The 13,100-nt window shown below is 64.6% G+C and carries 12 protein-coding genes; 2 read left to right on the top strand and 10 right to left on the bottom strand.

Going from position 1 to position 13,100, the window contains the following annotated elements:
- Window positions 1-65 precede the first annotated feature (65 nt).
- From NKH36_RS00395 to NKH36_RS00370, 6 genes are read right to left on the bottom strand one after another with little or no spacing between them, the layout of a single operon-like run.
- Window positions 66-527, bottom strand: a complete 462-nt coding sequence (locus NKH36_RS00395) for a MarR family winged helix-turn-helix transcriptional regulator (protein ID WP_352959831.1) — start codon at window positions 525-527, stop codon at window positions 66-68.
- Window positions 524-1,108, bottom strand: coding sequence for an amino acid synthesis family protein (locus NKH36_RS00390; protein WP_352959561.1), 585 nt, complete (start codon window positions 1,106-1,108; stop codon window positions 524-526). Before NKH36_RS00390 ends, NKH36_RS00395 begins: the two co-directional genes overlap by 4 nt.
- Complete coding sequence (locus NKH36_RS00385) at window positions 1,101-1,979, bottom strand: UPF0280 family protein (RefSeq protein ID WP_352959558.1); 879 nt, start codon at window positions 1,977-1,979, stop codon at window positions 1,101-1,103. The genes NKH36_RS00390 and NKH36_RS00385 overlap by 8 nt, the downstream gene beginning before the upstream one ends.
- Window positions 1,979-3,520 carry a 6-hydroxynicotinate reductase gene (locus tag NKH36_RS00380; protein ID WP_352959555.1) on the bottom strand — a complete coding sequence of 514 codons (1,542 nt, stop codon included), beginning with the start codon at window positions 3,518-3,520 and terminating at the stop codon, window positions 1,979-1,981. Before NKH36_RS00380 ends, NKH36_RS00385 begins: the two co-directional genes overlap by 1 nt.
- Window positions 3,517-6,456, bottom strand: a complete 2,940-nt coding sequence (locus NKH36_RS00375) for a molybdopterin-dependent oxidoreductase (protein ID WP_352959830.1) — start codon at window positions 6,454-6,456, stop codon at window positions 3,517-3,519. Before NKH36_RS00375 ends, NKH36_RS00380 begins: the two co-directional genes overlap by 4 nt.
- A 38-nt stretch (window positions 6,457-6,494) precedes the next feature.
- Complete coding sequence (locus tag NKH36_RS00370; protein WP_352959552.1) at window positions 6,495-7,358, bottom strand: FAD binding domain-containing protein; 864 nt, start codon at window positions 7,356-7,358, stop codon at window positions 6,495-6,497.
- 293 nt (window positions 7,359-7,651) lie between these two features.
- On the opposite strand from NKH36_RS00370, the gene pncA reads away from it, so the two are divergent.
- Window positions 7,652-8,251, top strand: a complete 600-nt coding sequence (pncA, locus tag NKH36_RS00365; protein ID WP_352959549.1) for a bifunctional nicotinamidase/pyrazinamidase — start codon at window positions 7,652-7,654, stop codon at window positions 8,249-8,251.
- A gap of 41 nt (window positions 8,252-8,292) precedes the next feature.
- Window positions 8,293-9,723: a sodium:proton antiporter gene (locus NKH36_RS00360; RefSeq protein WP_352959546.1), complete on the top strand. Its 1,431-nt coding sequence runs from the start codon at window positions 8,293-8,295 to the stop codon at window positions 9,721-9,723.
- Here NKH36_RS00360 and NKH36_RS00355 read toward each other — a convergent pair whose 3' ends face one another.
- Genes NKH36_RS00355 through NKH36_RS00340 form a run of 4 tightly spaced genes read right to left on the bottom strand, consistent with a single transcriptional unit; the run spans window position 9,724 to window position 13,002 of the window.
- The gene (locus NKH36_RS00355) at window positions 9,724-10,443 is read right to left on the bottom strand and encodes an ABC transporter ATP-binding protein (RefSeq protein ID WP_352959543.1); all 720 of its coding nucleotides are present in this window, start codon (window positions 10,441-10,443) and stop codon (window positions 9,724-9,726) included.
- On the bottom strand, window positions 10,440-11,165 hold the full coding sequence (locus tag NKH36_RS00350) for an ABC transporter ATP-binding protein (protein ID WP_352959540.1): 726 nt from the start codon (window positions 11,163-11,165) through the stop codon (window positions 10,440-10,442). The genes NKH36_RS00355 and NKH36_RS00350 overlap by 4 nt, the downstream gene beginning before the upstream one ends.
- Complete coding sequence (locus NKH36_RS00345; RefSeq protein WP_352959537.1) at window positions 11,162-12,124, bottom strand: branched-chain amino acid ABC transporter permease; 963 nt, start codon at window positions 12,122-12,124, stop codon at window positions 11,162-11,164. Before NKH36_RS00345 ends, NKH36_RS00350 begins: the two co-directional genes overlap by 4 nt.
- Complete coding sequence (locus tag NKH36_RS00340) at window positions 12,121-13,002, bottom strand: branched-chain amino acid ABC transporter permease (RefSeq protein WP_352959534.1); 882 nt, start codon at window positions 13,000-13,002, stop codon at window positions 12,121-12,123. The genes NKH36_RS00345 and NKH36_RS00340 overlap by 4 nt, the downstream gene beginning before the upstream one ends.
- Window positions 13,003-13,100 lie beyond the last annotated feature (98 nt).

The following is a 13,100-nucleotide window of genomic DNA, read 5'->3' as shown; positions in this document are numbered from 1 at the left end:
CTCCCCGTTCTACGGGGAGAGGACGCCGGCAGGCAGGTGAGGGGCAGCGCTGACCAAGGCCGTGCTCACGCCAGCTTGGCCAAAAGCTTCATGAAAATGGCGGCCTCCTTAGCCGAAAGCGGCGCCAGCGTCTCCTCGGTGATCTCGCGGGCGATCGGGATCAGCCGCTCGATGGCATCGCGGCCTTCAGCGGTCAGATTGACCAGCAGGCGCCTTTTGTCGACCTCATGCTTGGAAAGCTCGACCAGGCCGCGCGCCTTGAGGCGGTCGATGACACCTTTCACGGTCGCCGCGTCCATGGCGATCAGGCTGCCAAGCTGGTTCTGCGAGGTCTCGCCGACATCGTGCAATTTGGCCAGGGCGGCGAATTGCGGCGGCGTCAGGTCGGCGATGTGCGCGGCGAAGATCGAGACATGGCGCTGGTGCGCCTTGCGCAGGATGAAGCCGACCTGCTCCTGCAAGCGGTAATCGTTTTCGTCAGGCTCCTCGGTCTCGACCAGCTTGAGCTTGATGTCTTCGGCGCTCACCGCAGTCCGTCCCATGCCTTGATGTCCTTTGCCGCGAGGCCGCCCATGCGGTCGTGCACGCGCGGGCCGCAGGTCATGGCGAGGCAGAACAGGATCTCGTCGGGACGAGGCCCGTCGCTGATGCCGACCTCCATGGCATCGAAATGGCTGCGCACATAGGCGGCATTGATATGGCCGAGCGGCACGTCGAGCTTTGAACCGAAGGCGCCGACCTTCTTTGCCGACGGCACGATCGCCTTTGCGTCGCCGAGCCGCTCGCGCATCGCATAGCCACCCGGCACATGCCACAGCGCGCCATGCTCCAGCTCGCCGGCGATACCGACGATGGCGCCCTTGCCATAGCCGTCGATCTGCTTCACGTCGCCGCCCAATGCGGCGATGAGCTTGTCGGCGAGCAGCAAGCCGAGCGGTTTCAGATCGTCCATGGCGCCCTGCAGCTCTTCCACGTAGCGGCCGGCGAACGGGTTCTTCACCACCGCCATGGCGGCAGCACGGCGGCGCGGCACCTTCGCCACCGGCCCGCCCTCGTGAAAGATCTCTTCGGTCAGCACCGCAACCTTGCGGATCGCAAACTCAGGCATGGGCAATTTCCTTCCTTGATTTCTCATTGGGCGCGAGCGCCATGGGACCGGCGATCCGTGCCTGACCGGCAAGGAACAGCGCTGAAGCGGCAATCAGGCCGTGTCGTCGAAAATCTTCGGCGACGGCGAGCCCGCTGTCGAGCGCGGCGGCTATTTCGCTGGCAGAAAGCACACCGACGGCTTGGGTGACGAGGCGATCGCCAAGGTCGCTGTCGGGCGCGAGATCGCGCGCCGGCACGCGCTCGATGGCAGGATGACCGGGCATGTCGACGGCGTTGGCGATCATGGTCGCGGCGGCATCGGCTTCAGCACCCGTCCGCGCCAGCACCGTGACCGCGTCGGCGATGCCTAGCGAAAAGGAACGGCCGCGCCAGCCGCTGGTCGCGACGCCGCGAATCCCGTCCTCGGCGCGGATCGTGATCCGGTCTGCCAGTCCATAACCTGTCCCGGCAATGGCGACGGTCATGGACCGGCCGTTGCCGAGATGGATCGCGCTGTCGCCGCCATTGTTGACGTAGGCGCGATCGAGCCGGCGCCCGGCCAGCAGCGCACCAAGCATTTCGTCGGCTACCGAACCGGCGACTGCAGCCATGGGCGTGATGAATTGTTTCGCCAGCGGAACAACCGATGCTGCCATACGTCGCGCCGTCGGGCCAGCGAAAGCACGTGGTCGCGACGAGGACGGGCGGCGCAGTTCCGGCAGTTCGTCGACGAGCTCCTGCAGGATTGTCTGGAACCGCGCCACCGCCTGGCCATAGGCGGCGCGGCATTCGTCCGCATCGCCAAATGCCTCGATGATCAGGTCGATCGGGCCATGATTGAGATGCAGCCGCCTGCCGTCCTCAAGCCAATGTATCTGTGGCCCGTTCATCACCCGGCCCCGTTGCCCGCTGCACGCCGCAACTGCGCCAACGGCGGCCACGGATTGCTGGCTGGCGCAGCCGTGCCATGACGCGGATTGAGGTACTCACCGCCCTTGGCGAGAATGTCATCAACGCTGCGGATCTCGGCTTCGTAGCCGCCGAGCCTGACATAGTCGTCGCGGCGCAGGGTGAATTCGATCGGCGCGACCAGCGCCGGGGTCGGCACATAACCGAAGGCACCTTCCGGCACGCGGGTGACGTCGACCATCAGCGTGATGCCGCCGCCCGGCCAGACATAGACCGGCGCGCCGCCAACGGTCACATAAGTCGTTAGACCCTGCACCGAGCGGGTCAGATTGACCGGGTTCTCGGTGACGCCGGCGCGCAGCGAACCGCCGGCACCGCCGACGAACAGCACGGTGCACAGCGCCGGCTCGCAATTGTCCTCGATCAGGCCGACGGACTTCTGCAGCCGCTCCGGGAATGGTTTTTGCACCGGCTTCAATTCGTCATCGAGCTCGTAATAGGCGAACTGCTCGCCGGTCGTCGAGACCATCAGCAGCGACAGGCCCGGACGCGCGCCCTTTTTCGCATTCCATTCGCCAAGAATCGACAGCGGGTCGGAGATGCTGGTGCCGCCCCAGCCGAGGCCAGGTTCGGACACCTTGAAATAGCGGCCCGGCGTCGAGCGGCGGCCGATGATCTTGATGCCGGTATCCTGCCAGCCCAGCACCTTCCCTGCCTGATGCTCGGAGACGACGCCGGTGATGTGGTCGTCGACCACCACCACCTCGTCGACCAGGCCGCGCCATTGGGTGGCGAACATGCCGATGGTGGCCGAGCCGCAGCCGACACGCATGCGATGTTCGAGCTTGCCGTCGATGACCGGCGGCTTGCCGGCTTCCACGACGACCGCAGCACCGCCGTCGATGGTGAGTTCGACCGGCTTGCGGTTGCACAGATTGAGCAGCGCATCGCAGGTGGCGCGGCCTTCGGCTTTCGAACCGCCGGTCAGATGATGCACACCGCCCAGCGACAGCATCTGCGAGCCGTATTCGCCTGTCGTGACATGGCCGATCGCCTCGCCCGCCGCGCGGACCGCTGCCGTTTCGGGGCCGATATGACGGTCGGTGTCGATCTTCACCTTGACGCCGCAGTAGGAGAAGATGCCCTCGGTGACGACGGTGACGAGATCGACGCCTTCGACCTTCTGGCTGACGATGAACGGCGCCGGCTTGTAGTCGGGATAGGTGGTGCCGGCGCCGATCGCGGTGACGAAGCGGCGGCCGGTGTTGACCAGTTCGCCGTCCCATTCTTCGCCCTCGGCGACGAACGGCACGACCGCGCCACCGGTCTCGGTCGCGTGGTCGAGGATGATCAGCGGGTCCATCCGAACGATCCTGCCGCCGACATTGCCGTAGCGATCACAGGCGCCGGTGCGGCCATCTGATATGTAGCACATGACCGGGCAGGCATCGCAGCGGATTTTTTCCGCCACTTGCTTCTCGCCGGGATCATGCGTCTCGAAGCGTTCGGCAAGCTCGCTCATCGGCGTGCCTCCCTGTCGCGTATCGCGGCGCGGATACGGGTCGGCGTCGCGGGAACCCTGGTGACCAGGACGCCAGCCGCATGGCGGATGGCATTGAGGATCGCCGGCGCCGTCGGGATCAGCACATGTTCGCCCAGACCCTTGGCGCCAAAGGGTCCTTCCGGATCCGGAACTTCGATCAGGATGGTCTCGATCGGCGGCACGTCGCCAATGGTCGGGATCAGGTAATCGTGCAAATTCTCGGTGCGGCCGGGGATGTACTCCTCCATCAGCGCCATGCCGATGCCTTGCGCGATGCCGCCCTCGATCTGGCCTTCGGCGAGCAGCGGATTGATCGCCTTGCCGACATCATGCGCGGCGGTGATCTTGATCAGCTTCACCGTTCCGAGCTTGAGGTCGACCTCGAGTTCGGCGATTTGCGCGCCGTAGCCATAAACGGCGTAGGGCTTGCCCTGGCCCTTGGCGTCGAGCGGCAGGGTGGGCGGATCATAGCTTTCCTCGGCGCGGAAGACGAAGCCGTCGGCATCGGCCTTCAGCGTGGACAAATCAATATGCCGTGCCGCTTCGCCCTCGCGGATGACCAAGCTTGTGCCATCGAGAGCGATCGCCGCCTTCTCCGACACATTGGCGAAGCGCAGCATAGTCTCGCGCAAGGCGCGGCCAGCCTCTTCGGCAGCCTTGCCGGTCACGAAGGTCTGGCGCGAGGCGGACGTCTTGCCAGCGTCCGGCGTGATCGCGGTGTCGGCGCTTTTCAGGCGGAATTTTTCGAGCGGCAGGCCGAGCGCATCGGCGCAGATCTGGGCAATGACCGTGTTCGAACCTTGCCCGATGTCAACCGCACCCTGATGCAGGACGACATCGCCTTCAGCCGAGATGCCGACCCTGATGGTCGACGGATTGGGCAGCGAAGTGTTGCCACAGCCATACCAGCAAGAGGCGACGCCGACGCCGCGTTTCCGGGTTTCATTGGCACTATTGAAGACATCCGCATCGACGAGCGAACGTGCCCAATGCGGCCGCAGCGCTTCAAGGCAGTCGGCGATGCCGACGCCCGATTTCAGCCTCTGGCCAGTAACCGTTTCGGAGCCGTTACGAAGGCAGTTTTTCAGCCGAAAATCGAGCCGATCCAGCCCAAGCTTTTCGGCCAGCTCGTCATAGAGCGTCTCCTGCATGATCGTCGCCTGCGGCACGCCGAAGCCGCGGAAGGCGCCGGAGATCGGGCCATTTGTGTGGATGGCGCGGCCTTCGGCGCGATAGTTCGGCGTTGCATAGGGACCGGAGGCATGCACCGGCACGCGGTTGGCGACGGTCGGACCCCAGCTCGCATAGGCGCCGGTGTTGAAATCGCCTGCAAAGACCATGCCGATGATGCGGCCATCGGCATCGGCGCCGATCGTCGCCCTCATCTCGGCGGGATGGCGCTTGGTGGTCGAGATCATCGATTCATTGCGGGTGTAGGCGAGTGCTGCCGGCCGCCCGGTTTGCATGGCGACCAGACCGATCAGCGGCTGCAACGAGACATCGAGCTTGGAGCCGAAGCCGCCGCCGGTGGCAGTCGGCACGATACGCACCTTGTCGACGGCAAGGCCAAGCACCTTTGCCACGTCGTCGCGGTCCATGTAGGGCGCCTGCGTGCAGGCGACGACGACGAGCGTTTCGCCATCCATGTAGGCATAGCCGGCTTCCGGCTCGATATAGGCGTGCTCGACATAGGAGGTGTCGATGGCGCCGGAAACGGTGAAGGCAGCGCCGGCAAGGGCGGCTTCGGGGTCTCCGCGCTCGACAAAGCCTGACGTGAGCAGGTTTGCCGGCCGCTTCTCGTGGATCAGTTGCGCGCCATCGGCTTGTGCCTCGCAAGGCTGCAGAACGTGCGGCAATTCGGTCCAACGAACGGGAAAATCCGAAAGATCGAGATCGAGGATGGCCTCGCGCTCGCCGGCAACCAGCGCCACCGCCTCGCCACGAAAGCGCGAAAAACCTTTGGCCAAAGCCGGCTGATCGGCGAAAGGCGCAATGACGCCGAAGCAGTTCTTTCCCGGAATGTCGGCAGCGGTGAAGACGCCGACGATGCCGGAATGGACTTTCACCCAGGTGTCGAGATCGCCGAAAGCGAAGCGGGCATGATAATGCGGCGAGCGGACCACCAGCACCGCCAGCGCATCGGCCGGAAAGGAATCGCCGCCGAATTTCTCGCCGCCGGTGACCTTCGGCAGGCCGTCGAGCCTGACGGGTGAGGAGCCTACAGCATGGCCTGAGATTGGCATTCTGCGGTCAAAGTCGAGGTCCAGCCGCTGAAGTTGGCGCTGCCCCTCACCCTCACCCTCTCCCCGTGAAAGACGGGGAGAGGGGGACGCCAGCGCTGGAGTTTGTCCCTTCTCCCCGTCACTATACGGGGAGAAGGTGCCGCCAGGCGGATAAGGGGCAGCGCCGTCCGTCGAAAATTCGCTCGCGAACCGTCCAGCATCCATCACCGCCGCGATGATCTTCCGGTACCCGGTGCAGCGGCAGAGGACGCCGCCCAGCGCATCCTGCGTTTCGGCCTCGGTTGGGTTGGGCTTGCGGTCCAGCAGCGCGGTTGCCGCGATTAGCAGGCCGGGCGTGCAGATGCCGCATTGCGCCGCGCCATGATCGAGGAACGAGGCTTGCAGCGCCGACAATCTGCCGTTTGCAAGCCCTTCGACCGTGGTCACCACGGTGCCGGCGGCAGATGCCGCAGACATGAGGCAGGCGCAGACCGGTTCGCCATCGACCAGCACCGTGCAGGCGCCGCAGTCGCCGGCGTCACAGCCGACCTTGGTGCCGGTCAGCCGCAATTCGTCACGCAGCACCGAAGACAGACGGCGAACCGGCGGCACGCAGACGGAAACGGCGGCGCCGTTGACCTCGAAGGCGATGTCGGCGCGTTCCATGCTCATGCCGGGCTGAGCCATGCTCATGCCAGGCTGAGCTTTGGTCATGCCAGGGTGGGCTTTGCTCATGCCGCCACCGCCTTGTCATTCGATGCGTGACCCGCTGCACCAAGCACGGCGCGGGCTACGATCTCGCGCGCGGCGTCCAGCCGGTATTCGGCGCTGCCGCGCACATCGCCGATCGGCGACAACTCGTCCATCGATGCAGACTGGATCGCAGTGGCGAGGGCGTTGTCAACCGGGAGGCCGCGCAAGGCTGCTTCGACGCTCGAGAGACGCTGGGCGACAACCGAGCAGGAGCCGACGGCGACGGCAGCATTGCCGACGATGCCACCCTCAATGGTCAGGCGGGCGGCCGCCATGGCGATGGAAATGACGAGATAGCGACGCGCGCCGAGCTTCACGAAAGCCGACGTGCCGGTGGCCGCGTTTTTCGTCACACGGATGGCGGTGACCATTTCGCCCGGCTGCAGTTCCGTGCGGCGGTTCCCCAGGATGAATCTTTCCAGCGGCAGATGGCGGACCATCGCCACCGAGCGCAGTTCGACTTCGGCGTCGAGAACGAGCAGCGCCGGCACGCCGTCGGCAGCCGGAGAGGCGTTGCAGAGATTGCCGGCGATGGAGGCGACGTTCTGGATCTGCACGGAGCCGACTTCCCGCGCCGCCTGCTTCAGCGCATCGAAAGCCGCCGGCAGCCGATGGCGGACAAGATCAGTCCAGGTCGTGCGCGCGCCGATGACCCAATGATCCTCGGTTTCGGCGATGCCGCGCAGCGCCGCCAGACCGTTGATGTCGAGGACATTTTCGCGGAAAGGCTTGGCTCCTTGCGCCGGATAGAAATCGGTGCCGCCGGCAAGGATGCGCCACGGAGCCTCGCCAAGTAAAGCGAGCGCCTCGTCGACAGTGGTGGGTTTCGCGTAACGGATCACGCTTTGCCTTCCCAGAGATAGGGATCCTTCCGGCACTCCGGCCGGTCAAATTCATTCGTATGCAAATGATATCAAGCCGACAAGAATTGTCAAAGCCAGAGTTTGCGCCGGCGCCCGTATCAGCGCGACGGTACGCATTTGTTACGCCGTCGGAGTTGACGCAGCCGGCCATCTAGTCAAATTTCTTCATCCGTTGCGTCAGCGGCATTATCGGTAGGTTCGAACACCGGATTGCACGTCTCGGCAGACTTCGGGTTCGGATCATGCCTCCGGACAAGCAAGAGGGAGGCTTCATGGCCGACGAAGCGCTTGTCATCATCGACCTGCAGAACGATTTCTGCCCGGGCGGCGCGCTGCCGGTGGCCGGCGGCGACGAGATCGTGCCGCTGGTCAACGACCTGATCCGGCGGACCGAACATGTCGTGCTGACGCAGGACTGGCATCCCGCCGGCCATTCGAGCTTTGCCTCCAGTCATCCCGGCAAGCAGCCGTTCGAGACCATCGACATGCCTTATGGCAAGCAGACGCTGTGGCCCGACCACTGCATCCAGGGCAGCCTGGGTTCGGATTTCCATTCGGGCCTTGCCTGGACCAAGGCCGAACTGGTGATCCGCAAGGGCTTCCGCCCGGAGATCGACAGCTATTCGGCCTTCTTCGAGAACGACCATACGACGCCGACCGGCCTTGCCGGCCATCTCCGCGAGCGCGGCATCGACACGCTGACCCTGGTCGGTCTTGCGACCGATTTCTGTGTCGCCTTTTCGGCGCTGGATGCGGTCAAGCAGGGCTTCCACACAACAGTGAGGCTCGACGCCTGCCGCGGCATCGACCTCAATGGCTCCGTCGAGACGATGCTGAACCGAATGCGCGATGCCGGCGTGACGCTGGCTTGAACATCACCAATCGCATCCGACACAATTCCAGAGGGGGCTTTATGCGGTTTGCGGCGGCTTTGACGGTGGGCGCAGTGGTGGCAGTCGCAACCCTGTTTCCGGGAATAGCGCTCGCAGCCGAGGCCCACGAATTGCCGGGCGAAACAATGTCGCTGTGGTGGGCACTGCCCTTTGCCGGCCTGCTTCTGTCGATCGCCACCGGGCCATTGCTCTTTCATCATGTCTGGGAGCATCACTACGGCAAGGTCACCTTCTTCTGGTCGGCCCTTGCGGTCGTGCCGCTGGCGGTGGCGTTCGGCATGCCTTCGGCCACAGAGGCGGTACTGCATGCGCTGCTCACCGAGTACATGTCGTTCATCATTCTTCTGTTTGCGCTGTTCACCATTTCGGGCGGTATCCTCGTCGCCGGCAACATCCATGGCACGCCGCTGGTGAATGCCGGACTGCTGCTGATCGGGGCGATGATCGCCTCGGTCATCGGGACGACCGGCGCCTCGATGATCCTGATCCGGCCGATCCTGCGCGCCAACGATAACCGGCCGTTCAACGCCCATGTCGTCATCTTCTTCATTTTCCTGGTGTCCAACATCGGCGGCTCGCTGACGCCGCTCGGCGACCCGCCGCTGTTCGTCGGCTTCCTGCGCGGCGTCGATTTCTTCTGGACCACCACCAATCTCTATCAGGAGACACTGTTCGTCGGCGGCCTGGTCCTGGCCGTCTTCCTGGCCATGGACATCATCCTGCATCGCCGCGAGGCCGGCGCACCGAAGATCAAGGATCCGACACCGGACACGAAGGTGCGCATCCGAGGCCTGCCCAACGTCCCGCTGCTGGCCGGGGTGATCGGCGCGATCCTGCTTTCCGCGACCTGGAAGCCGGGCGTGGCTTTCTCCGTCCAGGGCGTGAGTCTTGAATTGCAGAACCTCGTGCGCGACGCGATCATCCTGGCGCTTGCCTTGCTTTCGCTCGGCGTCTCGCCCAAGAGCCACAGGCAGGCGAACAACTTCCACTGGGAGCCTATTGCCGAGGTGGCGAAACTGTTCGCCGGCATCTTCATCTGCATCGTGCCGGTCATCGCCATTCTCAGGGCCGGCCCCGACGGCGCGCTGGCGCCGCTGGTCTCGCTTGTTACTTCGCCCACGGGCGAGCCCAACGACCTTGCGTATTTCTGGATGACCGGAGCGCTGTCATCCTTCCTCGACAATGCGCCGACCTATTTGGTGTTCTTCGAGCTCGCCGGCGGCGATCCGCAGCATCTGATGACCACCTTCGCCTCGACGCTGGCGGCGATCTCGGCCGGCGCAGTGTTCATGGGCGCCAATACATATATCGGCAACGCACCGAACTTCATGGTCTACGCCATTGCCAGACATCGCGGCGTCAAAATGCCGGGCTTCTTCGGCTACATGGCGTGGTCGGGTGCGGTGCTGATCCCGATATTCCTGAGCGCGGGTTTTCTGTTCTTTGGCTGATCAACCGACGCCGACATAGCGGCGGACCGCCGAAGGGTCGGCGCGGAGGTCCTCGACATCGACGGTTTCGCGGTTGCGGCCGTTCTCGATGAACGAGACCCGGTCGGCGACGGACAGCACGGCATCGACGCGCTGCTCGACCAGGATCGTCGAAACGCCAAGGTCGCGCAGCTTCGACACGGTCTCACGGATCCTGGCGATCATCGACGGCATCAGCCCTTCGGTCGGCTCGTCGAGCAGAAGCACCTGCGGTTCGAGACACAGGGCCCGCGCCATGGCCAGCATCTGCTGCTCGCCGCCTGACAGCGTGCCGGAGCGTTGTCTCAGCCGCTGGCGCAGCAGCGGGAAAAGGTCGAGCACGTTTTCGCGCGTCGCTTTGCCCTTACCGCGCGCCATCAGCCCGATCTCGATGTTTTCCGCCACCGTCATCTCGGCGAACAGCCGCCTGCCCTGCGGCACATAGGCGACGCCTGCCTTCGGCACGTCGTGCGCGGGCAGGCCGGTCAATTCCTTGCCGTCGAGCCTGATCGAGCCGGCGCGTGAGGTAACGAGGCCCATGATCGCCTTCAGCATCGTCGTCTTGCCGGCGCCGTTGCGGCCGAACAGGCAAAGCACCTCGCCCTTGTTCAGCACGAGGTCGAGGCCGTAGAGCACCTGGACCTCGCCATAGAAGCAGTCGAGCCCGGAGATGGTCAGAGCTTCAGCCCGGGGTTCAGTCATGGGGCCGTCCCCAAATAGGCATCCTGCACCTCGGCATTGGCACGGACCTGCTCGGGCGTGCCTTCGGCCAGGATCTTGCCGGCGTTGAAGACGGTGATGCGGTCGGCAAGCTGCATGACCACCGGCATGTTGTGTTCGATCAGAAGCACGGTGGCGCCTTTGGCGATCTCGCGCACCAGCCCGATGAAATTGTCGATCTCGCTGTCGGCCAGCCCCTGCGTCGGCTCGTCGAGAATCAGCAGGCGCGGTTTCAGCGCCAGCCCCATGGCCACTTCGAGCAGGCGCTGATGGCCATAGGACAGTTGACCGGCCGGCATATGGGCGCGGTCGGCAAGGCCGGTGCGCTCGAGCGCCGCCATGGCGCCGGCATATACGGCGCCTTTCGAGCGGCCATCGGTCAGCGTGCGCTGCACCGGCAGCGCGACGTTGTCGTAAGCGGTGAGATTGGCAAAGACGCTGGTGATCTGGAAAGTGTAGGCGATGCCGAGGCGGACCCTGGCGTAGGCCGGCAGGTTGGTGATGTCGGCGCCGTCGAAGACGATCATGCCCGAGGACGGCTGGATGCGGCCGCTGACCAGGCTGACGAAGGTGGTCTTGCCGGCGCCGTTGGGGCCGATGACGGCGCGAATCTCGCCCGGCATGAGTGCGAAGTCGACACCGTCGACGGCGCGCAGGCCGCCGAAATTGCGGGACAGGCCTTTGGTCGTCAGCAGCGGCATCATGGCAGCCATCCGAGCCAGCGCTGGCGGATGGTGCCGAGAATGCCCCTGGGGAAGAACAGCACCAGCAAGATGAGAGCGATGCCGACGATCAGCAGATAGGCCGAGGTGTAGCCGCTGGTGATGTCGACGACATAGTACATGAACAACGTGCCGATAAGCGGACCGAGCGTGGTCGCAGCACCGCCGAGCAGCACCCAGAGCAGCGGCAGGATGGAATATTGCACCGAGGCGAAAGTCGAACCGACATAACCGAACAGCAGCGCGTAAGCGGCGCCCGAAGCAGCACAGATGGTGCCGGAGACGACGACGGCGGCGAGCTTGTTGGAAAACGTATCGTAGCCGAGCATCTTGGTCCGCTCCTCGTTTTCGCGAATGGCGACCAGCACACGGCCAAACCTGGAGCGGACGATGACGAGCGCCACCAGCAGCACGATCGAGAACAGGACGAGCGCGCTCATGTAGCGCACGGTCGGATTGGTGAGGCCGAACGACGTGTCGCCTAAGACAAGCACACGCGCCGACTGCGGCACGACCAGGCCCTGGTCGCCGCCGGTCCAGGCCGCGAAATAGAGGATTATGAGATAAAACACCTGCGCGAACATCATGGTGACGATCATGAAGGCGACGCCGGAAGTGCGCAGCGCCAGCACGCCGATCACCAGCGCGAGAAGCGCGCCGCAGGCAAGCCCGGCGGCAAAGGCGGCCGGCACGCTCCAGCCGAGATGGATGACGGCAAGGCCTGCCCCATAGAGCCCGGCCGAAAAGAACATGGCGTGGCCGAGGCTGAGCAGCCCGACATAGCCAAACAACATGTTGTAGCCCATGGCGAAGACCGCCAGCACCATGATGCGGGCGAGCAGCCCGTGGTGATATTCCGGCAGGACGAAGCTTAGGGCGAACAGCAGGGCGATGACGCCCAGATGCAAAGCGTAGGCTTTTGCCGGTGAAGCCTCCTTCATCGCGATGACGTCCCGAACAGGCCTTGCGGCCGGAACACCAGCACCATGGCAACCAGCAGCGTTGCGATGATCTTGGCCAGCGTCGGCGAGAAGAACACCGAGATGATGCCGTCCGACAGGCCGATGAGCACGGCAGCGACGACGGTGCCGCGCAGCGAGCCGAGGCCACCTATGATGACGACGATGAAGGACAGCAGCAGCGGGTCCTGCCCCATCAGATAATGCGCCTGGCTGATTGGCACGATCAGCACCGCGGCCACCGCCGCCAGCATAGCGCCGAGCGCGAAGACGCCGGCATAGACGCGGTCGACCGGAATGCCGAAGGCCTGCGCCGTTTCGCTGTCATATTGCGTGGCGCGCATGACGAGGCCGATTTTCGTACGCGTCAGCACGAACCACGTCGCAACGAGCAAAAGCGCGGATGCGGCGATGATCGACAGCTTGTAGCCGGAGTAGCCGAACCACGGCAAAAGAATGCGGTAGCTGAAGGGCGGCTCCACCGGCCGTGCCTCCGGGCCATAAAAGGTCAGCGCCAGTTGCTGGATGATGTAGAGCATGCCGATAGTGGCGACGATTGTGGCTTCCGGATTGTAATTCAGCCGGCGCAGCACCAGCCGTTCGGAGACGAGCGCGATCAGGCCGACGATGAGCGGCGCAAGCACGAGGGCCGCCAGAAAACCGAGTGCCGGGTGGCCCGATATCGCCGTGGAGATCGCCCAGGCGAGTACCGCGCCCAGCATGAAGAACTCACCATGGGCGACATTGACGACGCGCATGACGCCGAACACCAGCGACAGCCCAAGCGCCGTCAGCGCCAGCACGGCGGAGGTGACGAGGCCTTCGAGGGCAGCGAGGAGAAGATGAGGTCCGAAGTGCATCGGTTATGCGCCCAAGGCAGGTGCGAAGCGCACCCGCCTCTGTCCTGCCGGACTGCCCAGCAGGACAGAGGGGGATCGCTCGAAGCGCACTACGGCTA

Source organism: Mesorhizobium sp. M1312, assembly GCF_040318115.1.
In the GTDB taxonomy this organism is placed as follows: Bacteria; Pseudomonadota; Alphaproteobacteria; order Rhizobiales; family Rhizobiaceae; genus Mesorhizobium.
This window is presented reverse-complemented; position numbering and strand designations above follow the sequence as displayed.